Annotated in this window: 13 protein-coding genes; 6 read left to right on the top strand and 7 right to left on the bottom strand. The window is 46.6% G+C overall.

The features are described 5' to 3' along the window. Positions 1 to 116: 116 nt before the first annotated feature. The 3 genes from mobV to AC6I1V_RS00285 all read right to left on the bottom strand — a co-directional run bounded on the left by mobV (position 117) and on the right by AC6I1V_RS00285 (position 3,210). Complete coding sequence (gene mobV / locus AC6I1V_RS00295) at positions 117 to 1,304, bottom strand: MobV family relaxase (protein ID WP_486854790.1); 1,188 nt, start codon at positions 1,302 to 1,304, stop codon at positions 117 to 119. Between the two features lie 270 nt (positions 1,305 to 1,574). After that, positions 1,575 to 2,654 (bottom strand): MFS transporter, encoded by a 1,080-nt coding sequence (locus AC6I1V_RS00290; RefSeq protein ID WP_497736721.1) that lies wholly within the window; start codon positions 2,652 to 2,654, stop codon positions 1,575 to 1,577. Positions 2,655 to 2,844: 190 nt separating this feature from the next. Further along, positions 2,845 to 3,210, bottom strand: coding sequence for a cyclophilin-like fold protein (locus tag AC6I1V_RS00285; protein ID WP_497736719.1), 366 nt, complete (start codon positions 3,208 to 3,210; stop codon positions 2,845 to 2,847). Between the two features lie 20 nt (positions 3,211 to 3,230). Between AC6I1V_RS00285 and AC6I1V_RS00280 the strand changes: the two genes are divergently transcribed. The 6 genes from AC6I1V_RS00280 (at position 3,231) to rhuM (ending at position 10,216) form a co-directional block, all read left to right on the top strand. Further along, the gene (locus AC6I1V_RS00280; RefSeq protein ID WP_497736716.1) at positions 3,231 to 3,998 is read left to right on the top strand and encodes an AraC family transcriptional regulator; all 768 of its coding nucleotides are present in this window, start codon (positions 3,231 to 3,233) and stop codon (positions 3,996 to 3,998) included. Between the two features lie 300 nt (positions 3,999 to 4,298). Beyond that, the gene (dndC, locus tag AC6I1V_RS00275) at positions 4,299 to 5,432 is read left to right on the top strand and encodes a DNA phosphorothioation system sulfurtransferase DndC (RefSeq protein WP_497736715.1); all 1,134 of its coding nucleotides are present in this window, start codon (positions 4,299 to 4,301) and stop codon (positions 5,430 to 5,432) included. After that, a complete protein-coding gene (locus AC6I1V_RS00270) occupies positions 5,423 to 5,626 on the top strand; it encodes a DNA modification system-associated small protein (RefSeq protein WP_497736714.1) in 204 nt (67 codons plus the stop codon). Before dndC ends, AC6I1V_RS00270 begins: the two co-directional genes overlap by 10 nt. A gap of 8 nt (positions 5,627 to 5,634) precedes the next feature. Next, positions 5,635 to 7,674: a DNA sulfur modification protein DndD gene (dndD, locus tag AC6I1V_RS00265; protein ID WP_497736713.1), complete on the top strand. Its 2,040-nt coding sequence runs from the start codon at positions 5,635 to 5,637 to the stop codon at positions 7,672 to 7,674. Between the two features lies 1 nt (position 7,675). Further along, a complete protein-coding gene (locus tag AC6I1V_RS00260; protein WP_497736711.1) occupies positions 7,676 to 9,199 on the top strand; it encodes a helicase HerA domain-containing protein in 1,524 nt (507 codons plus the stop codon). Positions 9,200 to 9,580: 381 nt separating this feature from the next. Further along, the gene (gene rhuM, locus AC6I1V_RS00255; protein WP_486854128.1) at positions 9,581 to 10,216 is read left to right on the top strand and encodes a RhuM family protein; all 636 of its coding nucleotides are present in this window, start codon (positions 9,581 to 9,583) and stop codon (positions 10,214 to 10,216) included. Positions 10,217 to 12,063: 1,847 nt separating this feature from the next. Here the strand turns inward: rhuM and AC6I1V_RS00250 are convergent. From AC6I1V_RS00250 to AC6I1V_RS00235, 4 genes are all read right to left on the bottom strand, one after another. Continuing rightward, entirely contained in the window at positions 12,064 to 13,146 is a 1,083-nt protein-coding gene (locus AC6I1V_RS00250; protein ID WP_486854129.1) for an alpha/beta hydrolase, read from the bottom strand. Positions 13,147 to 13,171: 25 nt separating this feature from the next. Beyond that, positions 13,172 to 13,654, bottom strand: a complete 483-nt coding sequence (locus tag AC6I1V_RS00245; protein ID WP_486854130.1) for a (R)-mandelonitrile lyase — start codon at positions 13,652 to 13,654, stop codon at positions 13,172 to 13,174. A 77-nt stretch (positions 13,655 to 13,731) separates the two neighbouring features. Continuing rightward, entirely contained in the window at positions 13,732 to 14,679 is a 948-nt protein-coding gene (locus AC6I1V_RS00240; RefSeq protein WP_486854131.1) for an alpha/beta hydrolase, read from the bottom strand. Positions 14,680 to 14,821: 142 nt separating this feature from the next. Continuing rightward, on the bottom strand, positions 14,822 to 15,754 hold the full coding sequence (locus AC6I1V_RS00235) for a carboxymuconolactone decarboxylase family protein (protein ID WP_486854132.1): 933 nt from the start codon (positions 15,752 to 15,754) through the stop codon (positions 14,822 to 14,824). Positions 15,755 to 15,988: the final 234 nt, after the last annotated feature.

Raw genomic sequence — 15,988 nt, 5'->3', positions numbered from 1 at the left:
TCAACAATCTATTTAATCTAATGTATTTTTTGATGATATTTTATTTTTTGGGATAACAAAAAGTACTTTGTCAATCTCCATTGGACGACATTTCTGTCTTCTGCCCCTCCTTCACCTTACCTCATTCTCATGCCACGGGTGGAGTGCGCCTGCCGACGCTCCCTGTCCCGCGCTTCCTGCTCCTGCCGCTGCCGTTCCTCTTCCTGCTGACGTTGGAGCTGTTCGGCGCGCTTGCGCTCCACGAACTCGATATGGAGCGGCCGGATTTCCGGCAGAAGCAGAAATTCCCGATAGCCTGCCATGATTCTCTTCATTTTCTTCAACTGCTTCTCCAGCTCCTCTTTTTCCTCATGGCTTTGTTTTCTGTGGGCCGTGTATCCCGCTTCAAGCCGCGTCAGTTTTCCGCGAAGGGTATCCACTTCCCGTTGCAGGATTTCCTTCTCCGTCTGGACAAGGTGTTTGACGGCAAGCGCCTTTTTCAGTTCTTCAATGAGGGAAGAGGCTTTTTTCAGCACGGACGGATAATTGAGAAAAGAGGCTTTCGGTAGATCGGTCTCCTCCCGAAGTACCTTTTCCGCTTCCTCAGCCTGCCACTCATACTCTTCAATGCTCTTTCTCAACTCTTCCTCACGCTGTTCCAATGCGCTGATAAGCTGCCGTGAATTTCGGGAAGTCTCTTCGGATTCCTGAATCAGTTTTTCCAATGCTTCCTGTTGCTGCTTGAACTCGCGGGTATCCAGATGCCTTTTCGCGGAACCGGGTGTCTGTTCCACGCCGCGTTCAATGACGAAGCCACGGCTTTGCAGATGGGCGGGAAGCCCGGATTGCAGTTTCCGCAGACTCTGACGGGTATAGATTTTGTTGGCGTTGAGCCTCCCGTCCGGCGTCACCGGCACATGAAGGAAGTGCATGTGCGGCGTCTTTTCATCCATGTGAACCATTGCGGAAATGACATTCTCCGCGCCCACAAACTCCGTGAGAAAGGCTTTGCTCTCCTCAAAGAAACGCCTTGTTTCCTCCGGCGTGAGGCCATCAAAAAACGCCTTGTCCGAGGTGACGATAAGTCCGCACATGCGCACGGCGTCCTTTCTCACGGCCTTGACCAGCAGAAGCTCGTCAATGCGATTCTGAATGGCTTCGGCATAGTTTGATGAGGCGGCTTCGTGCAGCTCGTAGTTCGCCGCGCTCCTGTCGTAGTCAATATCGGGGTTGCTGTGGCTCTCCCGCTCCCGCCGGTTGTGGCTCTGGATGCCGCGTACGGCCTCCTTCTTGAATTTGTCCATATGAAGGACGATGTAGGACATGGCTTTTTCCCTTTGTTCATTTTCAGTGGTGACAACGGTGACAGTGGTGACAATCGAGCAATGGCAATGCTTTTCGGCTGTCACCACTCAAATATGCAATGGTGACAGTGGTGACAGGCGTAACCCCTTGCGGCTGTAGGTTTGTCACCATTGTCACCACTGTCACCGCTCAATCAGGCAAGGCAGGAGCAGGTTCTTCATCCGGGTCATCAGGCAAACAAACAACGTAGACACGCACGCGCCCTAGACCGGGAAGCCTTTCCTGATGCTTCAGTTGTAGGAAATAAGAAAAACGGTGGAAAGCACCCCGGCTCTGTCCTCCTTGGAGATATTGCCAAGTATGGTTCTCATGCTGCCTGTAAAGGCGATTCCCCACGCGATACCCGCTCCCACAGTCGCCAGCAGAAAAAAAGATACGGAACTCAATTTCAGCGAAGCGATGATGCCAGCCATGCACAGGGTAAAAGCGACCATCCCCATACGCTGTGCGCCGACAGGTTTCATGCGCCCGGCAAGCGATCCGCCGATAAGATACGGCGTCATCATGCAGGCAAAGACGGCAGCCGCGACAAAAGTATTATCCGTGTGCAACTGTTCCGCCGCCATAGATGCGCTGAACGGCAGATAAAAACCGCCGATACTCCATGTGCCCACAAAGGTGGCGCAAGCTGCCGGAAGAAGAGGACGAATGGAAAGCGGAATTCGTATCTGCGGTTTCAGGGAGCGGAAGCCACCTTGGGAGCGAAGAACAGTTTCAGGACTGAAGGCCAGCATCACGAAGCATACCATGAGCATTGCCATAATCACGACAAATATTATCGAAAGTGAACCGGAACCGTATTGCCGCAATGCGCCGGATGCCAAAGACCCTCCGGCAAGGCCAAGCATCGGAGCTGCGCCCGTGACCACAGAGCCAAGCCATGCGGGTGACAACGGCGCATTATCCACCACATACGTGGCAACTGCGCTGGATGCCAGTCCACAAGTAAATCCCTGAATGAAACGTCCCGCAAGGAGCATGGCCGAACTGGCAAGGTCAAGAAAAATCAGACAGCCGAACATGGCCAGGAGCAGATTGATAAAAATGACAATACGTCGTCCGAAATGGTCCGAGATTCTGGCGAGCATCAACAGTGCCGTCACTGCTCCGGCAAAATAGGCTACGGCCGCGTAGGAAAGATCACTATGCGTCAGGTCGAGTGTTTGCCGATAGATGGCGAAAAGTGGAACAGGCGCGGCGGAAGCCATGTAAATAACGGCAAAAGAGAATGTTGCAGTCGCAAATCCTATGAGGGTTCCCTGTTGTGGCTTTTTCATTTCTGGTGATACGGATTTTATTTTCTCATTCATTGTAAAGCTCCAAAGCCATTCTTGTATGGAAGCATCGTTTTCCCTATGATGGTCATCAATATTACGGACACAGATTTCTAAAAATTGCCCTTTGCATCCATGTCTGGGACGAAAAATTCAGGAGTTTCAGATAAAACAAGGGCGGGGAGGAAGCGCCCGCCCTTGCCAAAAGATTATTCTTTGCGCGTCATTACTCATTTAGAAGTTCAAAAGTCACGTTCGTATCGCCGGTACGAGCGAACAGGTCCACACCGGAATGGATACGCCCTATCTTTTGCAGGTTGCCGATGATTTCCCCGTTCTGTTCGTAGAAAATCACGAAGCTGTGCCGGGGCGTCCAGTAAGCGATGTCGCCCACGTCATAGCCGCTGCGCCGGGCCTCATCGGCGGGAAGAGCTTCGGGGAAGCGGTAGCACATTTCACGGTCATAGAGATCCATCATGGGGATGGTCAGCGGAAAACGGGCCACGAGTGCTCTGCTTGTCGCATTATCAAAAAACGTCGCCCCCAAGACCTGATTGCCCACCGTGATTTTTACCGGTATGCCTTGAGCCATCTCGTTATCCTCCCGCACCCATGCGCTGTTGCATCCCAACATCGTTACAATGCAAACCAGTGCCAAAAGAACTTGTCGCACATACACTATGTTATTCTTACGGGGAATATCATTGCTTTGTGGCGGGCGTGGATATGCCGAGCGAAAGCTATATCACTATTGCGTCTGACGAAGAGCCATTTTTGGCACTTTCTCTTGATTTGGACAGGAGTCTCGTGGCACAGCTTGCGGCGGAAATACCATCTCCGGCCCATACAGAACAGGGAGCTGGAAAGAGTGTTGCCGTCATGGAAGCCAGCGCCAAAGTCATGGCAGCTTTTCTTCGGCTGACGGAGCTGCTCGACGAACCGGAAGAAATTCCGATTATGGCCCCCATGCTGATCCGGGAAATCCACCATCGACTGCTGCTGGGGCCGCAAGGCGCATGGCTGCGAACCATCTGTTCCCTCGGTACGGCCAGCAATCAGGTGGCACAGGCAGTTACCTGGCTACGAGAAAATTACAAGGCCCCGCTCCAGGTGGAAGAACTGGCCCGGAAAGTCGGCATGAGTTCTTCCAGTTTCTTCCGCAACTTCAAACAGATGACGACGCTCAGCCCGCTCCAGTTTCAAAAAACGCTGCGCCTGTATGAAGCGCAGCGCCTTATGCTGACCAGCGAGTATGATGTCGCCAACGCCGCCTATGCCGTCGGTTATGAAAGCTCAACGCAGTTTATCCGCGAGTACAAACGGATGTTTGGTGATCCGCCGCATAGGGATGTCAGCCGGAAACGGGCTGCTTTTCGGTAACGGAGCTATCTTTTTTCGTAAGAATTTAAAATACACCCAAATCCATCCTCCCCAATTTTGCTTTTTGAGACAGATAGTAATCATTGAGACAATTCACTGACGTTAATCGGTGGATTGTTCAATATTTAACAGCTTGTGCTTTATATTTTTTTACGATATACTATAACATTATATGTATTTAACCCTGCTAATTTTTTTGCGTAATCATTCAAAGTGAATCCACATTTTTCAACAGTGTATTTTTATACCCAAATTGAGCTATAATGTTTCATGTCTTTAATCAGTTAGGATAAGATTTATATGCAATCTTATGATTTAAAAATAAATACTTTATTTGATTCTTTAGTGGAATCGGTAACAAAAGAATATATAAACGACAAACAAAATTATCCTTGGATAATTGGGTTTTCTGGTGGAAAAGACAGTTCTCTTGTGGCACATATTGTTTTTCAAGTTATTCTAAATATAAGACCAAGCAAGAGGATCAGAGATATTTATATTGTATCAAATGATACTCTTGTAGAAAGTCCACTTGTTGTGGAACATATAACTAAACAGTTATCATTAATAGATGAAGCAGCAAAAAATTTTAATCTACCAATCAAAACTCACATTACACGTCCAAGGGTTGAGCATACATTTTGGACACTCCTAATTGGTAAAGGTTATCCAAGCCCTAATCAAAGAATGCGTTGGTGTACTGACAGATTAAAAATACAGCCAACTTCAAAATTTATTTTGAATAATATTTCAGAACATGGTGCTGCAATTATAGTTCTTGGTGTTAGAAAAGATGAAAGTAGTAGTAGAAAATCTGTTATCGATAAATATAAAAATATAGAGAATTCAAAGCTCTCTCCGCATAGCGAACTTCAAGGCGCTTACATATATAGACCGATATCCGATGTTTCCACGTTAGATGTATGGAATTTGCTATCATACAATGACCCGCCCTGGGGAGGGACGCACGAACACCTGATACAACTTTACAGAGATGCAAAAGGGGGCGAGTGTCCGATGGTTCTTAGCAAGGACGAAGCTCCTGGATGTGGAACCCCATCTAGCAGATTTGGCTGTTGGGTTTGTACTGTTGTCGAAAAAGATAGGAGTTTACAGGGATTCGTTGATGCAGGGCAGAAAAAATATCAAATACTAATTGATTTTAGAGATTGGCTAAAAAGTATTCGCAATGACCCTGAACATCGCCAAATTCGTAGAAGAAATGGTAATTTGACTTTTGAAGCATCAGGTAAACATATCCCAGGTCCTTTTACTATTTCTTCCCGGAAATTAATTTTAGAAAAACTCTTAGCAGCACAACGAGAGTATGGACAAGATTTGATCTCAAAAGAAGAGTTAGATTTGATTGCATCAATATGGGCTGAGGAGTTGGTAAGAAAAAATAAAAGCACGGGTGATATCGTATGGCGTTAGATACCTATCTTGGAGACCTTCCCCTTTGGGGAGATGAAGAAGCTAAAGGGATTCTAGAATCTTTATGTACAGAATTTCAAGTTGATATTGATGTGTTTGAAGAACTTGTCCAAATGCAACGCGAGTATCAAGACAAGGAACGTGCCGCAGGTTCATACGAAAGAATTTCTGAAATTTTGGATAGACTAGAGTAGGTGGCTATATGTGGATATCACGTGTAGAACTTGTAAATTTTAAGTCTTATCAACACCAAATTTTTGAATTTCCCGCACCAAATAAATCAAAAAATATCGTTTTGATTGGGGGAATGAATGGTTATGGAAAAACCTCTATCCTTGAAGCTCTTTACTTAGGTTTATTTGGAAAAGACGCCGTTCCTCATTTGTCTCGTGCCGGTCTGAAAAATACTGGTTATCGTTCTTTCCTTGAGAACGCCCTGCATGGAAATGCTTTAAAAAATAACCGAGACATGATGAGTGTCGCCGTACAAATTAATACTGGAGACTATGAAGGGTTTATCATTACGCGCAAATGGTATTTCAATAAAATTGGGCATTACGTTGAAGAAGATGCATTAATATATACTGTTGAAATGGGTGTTCCCAAAAAGCCAATACCAAATGAGCGGGCTAATGAAATCTTAGAGCAGTACTTTATTCCTGCCCATCTCGCTCCATTTTTCTTTTTTGACGGTGAAGAAGTAAAATCTCTTGCTTCACAAAATCGTATCGAGCAAATAAAAATGGGAATGGAGGGTTTGCTTGGTGTAGTTATTTTACGAGAGTTAAAAAAACGCCTCCAGCAATTTCAAATTCATAAGAGACAAGGTGTTGCTAATATAGATGAAGAAAAGCATCGTAATTTATTTGATGAATTAACGATGAAAGAAGCAGAATTAGAAAAGATTATTGATAAAAAATTGAGTTGTGAAAAAGAAATAAAATCTCTTCAGATACAACAGAATGACCTTACAAATAGGATATTATCCCTCGGTGGTGGCGGTGGCGATATTGCTAGCCTTCGAGACATTATAATGCAACAACGAGACACCCAGCAGGAGCTTGATGAGTGCCAAGAAAAATTAGATCAAATTTTATCTGAAAAGCTTCCATTTCATCTCATATCTCCTGATTTACTTTCTGTATTTCGAGAACAATTATCTCGTGAAATAAATAAACTAAAATGGGACACAGAATGTAGTTCATTAAAGCCCAAAAAAGATATCTTACTTAATAGTTTTTGGGGTGTAAAAGAGCCAATAATGACCCCAGCACTGTCTTCTGAACAAAAAAAACAAATTACAGAACGACTTGAGAACGCTTGGGCACGCCTTTTTTATCCCCCGCCTGTTGATTGTGCAGAAACAATCATACATAGCTATTTGTCTGAAAGCGAACATGCAAAAGTTTTTGAGCTTATAAATGCTACGATGGTTGGTGCTGACGAAATTCGGAATTTGATTCGCGAAAAGGGCAGGTTATCGCTTCTGCTTAAGGATCTAATAAGCAAACAGGCAAGAATTGAAGGCATTGATCGAGATGGAACCTTGACTAATTTGACAGCAACTATGGCTGGAATATCGGCCCAGCTAGAACAAAAACAAAAAGAATTAGGAGGTATTGAACGTGAGGTTACCGCCCTTGATCAAATGGTAAAAGACCTACGTGCTACGTATGAACGCGAACATGAAAAGTTTATCTTTGCAAACCCCGTCAATTCCCTCATCGGCAAAGCAGAGAGAGTTCAAAAGCTTATACAGGCCCTTATCCCACGGTTATATACACTCAAGACAAAGCATCTTGCAGAAGCAATGAGTCGCGTCTTTAAACATCTGGCGCATAAAACCCATATTGATTCTATTGAAATCAATGAAGATGGTTCATCACGGCTGCTTAGTGCTTCAGGAAGTGAAATTAAGTTTGACAAATCTGCTGGAGAAGATCAGCTCTTTGCTACTTCCTTAATAGCAGCATTGGCACAAGTATCAGGCATAAAAGCCCCATTAGTTGTGGACACTCCTCTGGGACGTTTAGATAGTCGTCACCGAAGTAATATTTTGGATTTCTGGGTTTCTGATACAAATCGTCAAGTTATCTTACTGAGTCAGGATAAGGAAATCGATAATGCTCTTTATAAAAAAATAAAGAAGCATGTCCTCAAAACATATATGCTCTCCCATCAGGAATTAAGCAATGGTGTCGGGAAGACCATAGCAACTGAAAATAGCTATTTCGAGAACTAATATGACCAGAGAACTTTCAATTACAGAGATTTTACTTGCTAATTTTCAGGCAAATAAAGAAGGTTCTATTCTTTCGGAGGAGATGAGAAGACTCCTTGGACTTTCTACCCATTACAAAATCGGGAGATTAGCTCTGGGACGTTCTATGGGCGAACCAACTTATCCAGACCTAACAAACGATACACCAGGACGCCCCCTAAAAGGCAATCTTCTTTTTGGTGAAGCAGAAGTCAGCTTGTGGGTCGGATTGCTAATAACAAATATTTTGCACTATAACCCCGAAACGAAAATTGATCTTCAAATTCTACAAAATGCAGTAAAGCGACATTGGTCGCGCGGCGTCAGGCTTCTTAAAGATGATTGGATTTCTGTTGACGAAGACTACGAAAAGTTTATCGAGATGCTTATTACGCGAAGAGCCGTTTTACCCGATAGTGTAAAAGTCAAGTCTATTATCCCTGGTACCCCCCATCCATCTCTTGGTGGTTATCCTTGTCCGGTTACAATTAAGGTTGGAGAAGAGTTGGATTCAGGTGAAGTATTTACTCATTTAGTGAACGGTGTTGGTTATTCTCCACATATGGCGATCATGGGGCAAGTTGGTTCAGGTAAGACAAGGACAATGCTCGAAATCCTTCGCCAAATTAGAGAACAAACTAATGCACCTGTGATCTTGCTTGACTTGGGGAAAGGCGAACTTGCTAAAGATCTGGCCTTGCAAAATGTTCTCAATGCGACAGTACTAGAGGTTCCGGACAAACCGATTCCTCTAGACATGTTTTACGGGTCAGATGAAAATATGAATACAGCTTCTGATGCCGTCTTAGGATTTAGAGATTCTTTTTGTAATGTAATGCAAAGTAGACCGGGGGCAAAGCAACTTCAAAACATATCGGAATCCTTAAAACCTCTATTTTCTTGTAAAAAAGAAATTTCATTACGTGATATAAAAATACAAATTGACGAATTTTATCAAACAAATGGATTAAATAGAGATATCGTAACATCTACTATTTATGATTTGAACGAACGTGAAATATTTTCACCGGACTTTTCTCCTAAAGATTTTTTTTCAAAAAGCTGGATTATAACTTTCGCTAATGCAAGGGAAACAAGTAAAAATTTTGCTACAGCACTCTTACTCGATGCACTTAATAATTTTTTAAAAAGCAGCGAAGAAGCTCCTAAGGATAATGCAGGCTACAGAGCGATAACTATCACACTTGCCATTGATGAGGCTAGAGATTTACTTGCCCTCAAACACAAGGCACTTTCTGAAAACATACGTTTGCATCGTTCAAAAGGTCTTGTGACTATGCTCTCATCTCAAAGTCCTGATGATTATGATGGTAAGGTAGATGATTACCTTGAAAATATTGGGCTACCTATTTGCTTTACCACAAACGCTACTAGCAATCAGGTACTTCAAAATATGTTCAAAGGAAAGCCCAACTTTGCTTCATTACAACCTGGAATTTGCATGACTCTTAGAAAAAATAAAATGGTTAAGGTTAAGGTGTTTTAGTGACAGTCAGATACCTTTGTTTAGCCATAAAGAGGCTTAAAGATATATTTGGTGGCATCAAGAATTTAAAAACGTTAAGAGACAGTTATATTTTAAAGTGCAATTTATGCTCAAACTTCCTCAGCAAAGCCAGTTTCTCATTTACCAGACTGAAGACGGTCGGGTGAAAATCGATGTCCGATTTGAGGATGAATCTGTCTGGCTGACCCAGCAGAGAATGGCAGAGTTGTTCCAAACGAGCCAGCAGAACATAAGTTTGCATATTACCAATAGTTACGAGGAAGGTGAACTCCAGCCCGAGGCAACTCACAAGGAATACTTGTCAGTTCATCAGGAAGGCTCCCGGCAGGTTCAGAGACGTCTCACCCACTATACCTCGACATGATCATCTCCGTTGCCTACCGGGTCAAAAGCCATGTTGCCGCTCATTTCCGCATATGGGCCACACGGCAACTTCGGGAATTCATCGTCAAAGGCTTAGTGCTCGACGACGAGCGGCTGAAGAACCCGGACCAGCCTTTTGACTATTTTGAAGAGCTTCTCCGTCGCATCCAGGACATCCGAATCTCGGAGCGACGTTTCTACCAAAAATTACCGACAATTACGCCACCAGTATTGATTATGATCCCACGACCGAGGAAAGCATCACCTTTTTCAAGACAGTTCAAAACAAACTGCACTGGGCTATACGGTATGACGGCGGCGGAACTCATTCATAGTCGAGCAGACAGTGGTAAGCCATACATGGGGCTAACCTCATGGCGAGGGGCAAAGGTTCGCAAGCAACATGTTGGTATTGCCAAAAATTATCTGAGTGAAAAAGAGCTCCTCGCGCTTAACAATCTGGTGGAGCAATATCTGCTCTTTGCCGAAAGGCAGGCCCGCTTACGCAGGCCCATGCACATGACCGACTGGATTGCCAACAAGCTGGACGCCTTTCTTAGGCTCAACGAAGGCAACATTCTCACGCATGCCGGAAGTATTTCTCATGAGTTGCCTATTGCCCATGCGGAATAGGAATATGATAAGTTTCACCGGCAGCAGCAACTTGAGGTCAGAGAAAAAGAAAGTGACTTTGATAAAGCCGTAAGGGTGTTAACTGAATGAAAAAATGAAATAAACAGATAATTGTCCAGGCATGTTCCAAAAAGAATTTTAAGAAACTTTAATTTTTGAGGTATTTTTGTAGGTGTTAGATACGGGTTTGACATAAAAATCAATTAATTCAAATTGTTATTACTAAATTTTTATCCGCTTGGGGACGCCAACGAAATTATGCCCTTACGAGAAATCGTAAGGGCTTTTTCGTTGTGGAACGGAATATGCCCACTATCTACATACAAATTAAAAAAATCAACTATATAATCCTAATATGGCTATACAAACAAGGTCATATACACTTGCAAAAAACGAATGACTAAACAACGCCCCATCCATACTCTTTAATTCCTCAGCTTGATTGCCGCTTTCGTATCAGCGTACTATAAAGACTGCGCACAAACATGATCGCTAACATATATTCATGCACAACCTGACGGCCTTCCTCCAGCTCTGCCGGGTATCCTGCCCTAGCGCAGCAGGTATGCCACATGCAGATCGGCATGGTTTGGCGTACACAGGCGTGCCCGCTACGGAGCATCCGGTCTGGCTCAGCCATCCCGGATACTGTGCAGATCACGAAATACATCAAAATCCTTTTGCCAGCCGTGCGAGTAGTTGAAAGCCCGCCGCTGGAAAGCTTCACACGCGGAACAACCAAATGCAGCCCATGATGTCCGACATGACTGTGGCATACCCGGAGAATAGTCCACGGCTCTTCCCTTAGTCTGGCAAAGGCTTACGGCCTCAAAGTCATCTATGGCGCACTGCTCCTATTCCGGCATCACCGTGCCGTCGGGATGTAAGAAGAGCCCCCAGCCGTAAAACACCATATCGTGTCCAGCGAATTAGTCAGCGTCTAAGTTCGCTTCACATCTACGCGCAAGACTTTCGATGGGTGCGTGTCCCGGTCAGGATACTAGACAGCGCGCAGGCGTACCGCCGTTGCCCCGCCCATACGGAAAAACTTTTATATATGATGAGGCTTCGGGAGAGGCAGGGCTTCTGTATTCATCACCCGTTCAAAGCTGAACAGCGCCTTCAAAATCTCCATAGATTAGCACAGCTTTTCCACATGTTGGCTAGTGAGAAACTGATTGAGATTAACTCCGTCCGATGCGCACAACTGCCGAATATGTTCCTTCTTCTGCGGCATTTGCCGTAGGCGATATCCAACACCTGTTACAGCAGAAAGCCCGTAACAGTTAATCCCTGAGCGGCGGCCTTGGGTAATGACCTTTTTCTCCCTCCAGTGTGAAGCCGAACTTAATCCATGCGTTGCGCCGTAGCGTCAACGTACTCTCATGCCTTTCCTACCTTTGGCCTTCAAAGAGGGCGAGGAGCGGCACGCTTCCGCCAGCCCCGGTAAAAGACACCGCGTCAGCGTATGCCCAGTCAGCATGTATACCCATAACGAGTAGGTTGGCTCTGCACCCTACCGTCTTTTCTGCAATCTTACCATCATGTTGAAGGCAATGATATGCGAAGGATGCAAAAGAAGAAGGCAACAGGTACGTTTCAGAGACGGCGGCTCCTGCCATCAGCGCACAATATTTCAAGGCCTTCATAGTATCTGGTTGTTTTATCTCAACAATATGCTGAAAAATATATTTTTCTCCAATTTTTCCGCTGATGGGATCCGTGATTGGGGCATTTTACTGGTTATTCCTTTGAAATTTCAAGAAATAAAGCATCAGCCGTTTCCTATGACATAACCTTTCAAAAAGTATGGCGAATCATCTGGCTGGACATATGATGCCCCTGACTCACTGATCAAGGTTCTTTTCGTGAAGCCATTTGGACAACAGGTCAGCAATTTCGAGGTTATTCAAGTCTGAGAAGGGGAAATGCGTATTACCCTTAATACCGATTTCCGGCAGATGCACCACTGTGACGTCGCCCCCCTTACCATTGACGGCAGCAGCCCACAGCCTAGCCATCTGGAGCCGGGTGCGCCAATGATCCGGGCCGGGAAACTCACTTTGAGTTTCTGGAATAAAATCACCATAGTAAATGATGATGGGAATCCGAGTTAACTTCATGAAGTCTTCAAGCGGAACAGGGACACCTTCCAGCGTATCAATCCCGCTCGGCAGAGCCGGAGGCATTTCGCCTTCGGGGAAAGGAAAATTGCTGCCCGGTTCATATGATACTATAGCTCGGACATTTTCACTTTTGATTGCGGTAAACCAGCCTCCCCCACCCCCTTGGGAATGGGTAACCATAATTCCCGGCCCTACCCTGTCGAACAATGCAGCCACGGCATCAGACACTACCTGAACGTCGAACGGGCCGGTATTGGGAGTCATCTGCCGGAAGTATTGGTTCAAAGATTCCGCATCACGCGGGAACTGTACGCCTTCAAAAAAGTCGGGCCAGTTCCCCACGCGGAAGTTGCCGAACCAAAGCTGATCGTCTGTTGCCGCCGAGACGGTTGTTTCCTGCGTGCTGCGCCCGGCATCTCCACGTCGAGGCTGGTCTACCAAATAAACTCCAAATCCTCGGCGCAAAAAAATATTCTGAAATCCTTCACGTCCGTCCGGCGTGCTTTCCCATGTTTTGGAGAACTGTCCGGCCCCATGCAGGAAGACCAGAGGCAGTTTGTGGGCGTTCACCGGAATCTGATAAAAGACGTAGGCATGATCTCCATGCAATGTTTGCCCCGCGGGATTTGTCGGGGTACGGGGGTCAAACGTACCGGGTGTTGTGATAATTTTTCCCCCTGCCGCGAAACTCCCTTGCTCCTGAATCATCAAGGGGGGCAACTTGTCCTTGGCCGTGGCGTCTCCCGCTGGTAAGCAGAGTCCGACGGAAAGCGCCAGTACGGTTACGAAATACTTTATGTGCATCGTTGTATCCTTATATTATAAGCTGTTACCGGGCGTTATACTGCTCATCGCTGACCTGTTCCATCCACGTCACACTTTTGCCGTCCAGCCGTTCGCCTATGGCGAGATGCGTCATGGCGGCATCCGGGGCCGCGCCGTGCCAGTGCTTGACGTTGGGCGGACACAGCACCACGTCCCCTTGCCGGATGAACTGTACCGGGCCTCCCCATTCCTGGGTCAGCCCGACGCCGGACGTAACGAGCAAGGTTTGGCCCAACGGGTGGGTGTGCCAGTTGGTGCGCGCACCCGGCTCAAAGGTGACGTAGGAACCGTAGACGCGCTGTGGTGCCTGTGTTTCAAATGCCGGATCAACGCGGACATTGCCTGTAAAATTCTGTCCGGGTGCCGTGGACGAAGGGCGGGAACCTGCCGGAATCACGAGTTGCCCCTGAGCTTCAGCATGAGTTGGGGGCACGGTCATAACCCCGGAAAACAGCAGGCAAAGGACGAAAAGGGAAAGGCGTTTCATGGCATTCTCCGTGAAAAGTTCGGCGATAGGGGAGGGCGTTAACGTCCTCCCCCATGAGTCGTGTTATCGGCGATAAGCTATTTCAGATTCTTGCCGTAGAAGTCCGTGAGCTTGGCAACGGCCTGATCCACATATTCGGGTACAAAGTAGGTCTGGATATGCGTGGCTCCGGGAATCTTGAAGAGTTCCTTGTCCCTGGTTCCCGTCGCCTTCTCAAAGGCTTCCTCGGACATGTACAGCGTATCGGCCTTTTCCCCGGCCATCATGAGCAGCGGCACATTGATAAGTTCGATGTTGTCGGTGGCGTCCCAGCTCATCAAATCCATGAGGCTGCTGGTCGTATAACGGAAGGTGGAATTGGGATGCCGATGCGTCTTTCCGTAATATACCATGCCTTCGCGGTAGAGATCCGTGGGAATCTTGCTGATGCTTTCATCCGTCAGTGCATCAAAATCAACGTTGCCCAAATAGCCGATTTCCCCTGTGGCGGCTTCCCTGGCGCGGGCGTCGGAAGCTTCCTTCAGGCGCGTCTGGATGGAATCAAGCTGCGTGTTCATGAAGCCATTACGCCTCACCTGCCCGGAATTGAACATACTCAGCGTGGCTACTGCCTTGAACCGTTTGTCGGACTTGGCGGCGTTCAGCGTATAGCCGCCACCGCCGCAGATGCCCAGAGCGCCGATGCGATTGGCGTCTACGCCGGGATAGGCGCTGATGTAGTCGGCCATGCCGTGGATGTCCTCCGTGCGGAACTGAGGCTTGTCCACATTGCGGGGAGTCCCCTCACTGGCTCCCTGATAGGAAGCGTCCGCCGCGATGGTGATATAGCCTTTTTCCGCCAGCCGTTGGGCATAAAGTCCGGCCACCTGTTCTTTGACGCCTCCGTTGGGATGGGCCACCACGACGGCGGGATATTTTTTCGTGGCCTCATATCCGGCGGGAGTGTAGACGTTGGCCGTAATTTTCAGGCCGTTCAGAGTATAGGTGACGGGATGGATGTTCACTTTTCCTTTGACGTTTTCCATGATGGCTCCTTTATAGACAAGACCAAACGGATTGTTTTCAGACGCATTCGCAACACATGCAAAAGCAAGAGATGATGCCACTGCCAGAGTTGTCAGAAGTGTTTTTTTCATGACTGTCTCCTGTTCCATAAATGTTATAGTGTTATTTGGATTGCATCCTGTTTTGCAAGACGGTGTTCAGGGCCTTTTCCGCCAGTTCCGCTTCCGTCTTGCCTACTTTCGTTTCAAGGACGGCGACAAAGGCTTTCATCTGATCTTCGCTCCATCCGACCACCAGACAGCAGTTCAAATGAGAGCGCAGTTGGGCTTCTGCCGGGAGACTGGCCAACGCGGAAACCGTGGCCAGCTCTCTCTCCTGGAAACTGAGGACATCACGGCTGAAGATGTCGCCGAAAAGATGTTCCTTCAAAAAGGTGTCGATGGCGGGCGCAAATTCATAGACCCGTCTGCTGGCGGGCCTGCCGATGACAGTGGTCTGATTCGCCGTACCGAGTTCGCGAATGTCTGCATTGTCGGGCAGCGGGGAGGCATCCCTGCCCATTTCATCCTCGATCCCCTGCGCCTTTCGTTCGTCAAGCAGGGCGATGAAGGTGTTCAGACCCGTCAGGCTGCGGGGGAAGCCCGTGTAGGCGTACATCTGAACAAGGACTTCTCTGATTTCGTTGACCGTCATGCCGTGTTGCAAGCCTTCCGCAAGAGCGCCCTTCAGTTTTTCCGTATCGCCTTTTGCGGTAAAAGCCGCTATAGGGATGATGCTTTGTTGTTTGCCGCTCAATGCCGATACGGAGTGCGTACTTTCGGCGTGTGCCATCGCCGGCAATCCCATTGCTACAGTACAGCATACGCCCAGAAGGGCCGTAATTATCTTGGAAAACACTGGAACCTCCTTGCTGATGTGTATCAAGGCATTTTTCTTTTGTTGATGACAAAGTAAAATTTCCTCGGTCGCGAAACTATACATAATCTGAGCTATTCTTTGCCTATTTCGCTCGGAACTGCTTGTTTTTTGAAAAGGCCATGCCACGACAAGCGATTGATGCTTTCCTTTTTGAAATTCCAAAAGAATAACCGACAAAATACCTCAGCCATAGAGCCATTCAACAGAAAAACGAAATAAAAAGGCTGTATCTTCATTCTACTGTGAAAACAAAACAATCATATTCTATGACAGAACCTTAAAAAGCTAAAAAAGATGGCTGTGTCCTAGAAAACGGTTGATGTTTTATTTCTTTGAAATTCCAAAGAAATAACCAATAAAATTCCCCAATCACAGAGCCCACCAACGGAAATTTTTGAGAAAAAGCATATA

The organism is Bilophila sp. T19-St14 (genome assembly GCF_059728385.1).
The sequence above is the reverse complement of the archived record's forward strand: the minus strand, read 5'-3'. Positions and strand labels throughout refer to the sequence as shown.

Bases quoted from the DNA above. Each gene is read 5' to 3' on its own strand.
- mobV (WP_486854790.1), bottom strand. From the start codon at position 1,304: ATGTCCTACATCGTCCTTCATATGGACAAATTCAAGAAGGAGGCCGTA.
- AC6I1V_RS00290 (WP_497736721.1), bottom strand. From the start codon at position 2,654: ATGAATGAGAAAATAAAATCCGTATCACCAGAAATGAAAAAGCCACAA.
- AC6I1V_RS00285 (WP_497736719.1), bottom strand. From the start codon at position 3,210: ATGGCTCAAGGCATACCGGTAAAAATCACGGTGGGCAATCAGGTCTTG.
- AC6I1V_RS00280 (WP_497736716.1), top strand. From the start codon at position 3,231: ATGCGCTGTTGCATCCCAACATCGTTACAATGCAAACCAGTGCCAAAA.
- dndC (WP_497736715.1), top strand. From the start codon at position 4,299: ATGCAATCTTATGATTTAAAAATAAATACTTTATTTGATTCTTTAGTG.
- AC6I1V_RS00270 (WP_497736714.1), top strand. From the start codon at position 5,423: ATGGCGTTAGATACCTATCTTGGAGACCTTCCCCTTTGGGGAGATGAA.
- dndD (WP_497736713.1), top strand. From the start codon at position 5,635: ATGTGGATATCACGTGTAGAACTTGTAAATTTTAAGTCTTATCAACAC.
- AC6I1V_RS00260 (WP_497736711.1), top strand. From the start codon at position 7,676: ATGACCAGAGAACTTTCAATTACAGAGATTTTACTTGCTAATTTTCAG.
- rhuM (WP_486854128.1), top strand. From the start codon at position 9,581: ATGATCATCTCCGTTGCCTACCGGGTCAAAAGCCATGTTGCCGCTCAT.
- AC6I1V_RS00250 (WP_486854129.1), bottom strand. From the start codon at position 13,146: ATGCACATAAAGTATTTCGTAACCGTACTGGCGCTTTCCGTCGGACTC.
- AC6I1V_RS00245 (WP_486854130.1), bottom strand. From the start codon at position 13,654: ATGAAACGCCTTTCCCTTTTCGTCCTTTGCCTGCTGTTTTCCGGGGTT.
- AC6I1V_RS00240 (WP_486854131.1), bottom strand. From the start codon at position 14,679: ATGGAAAACGTCAAAGGAAAAGTGAACATCCATCCCGTCACCTATACT.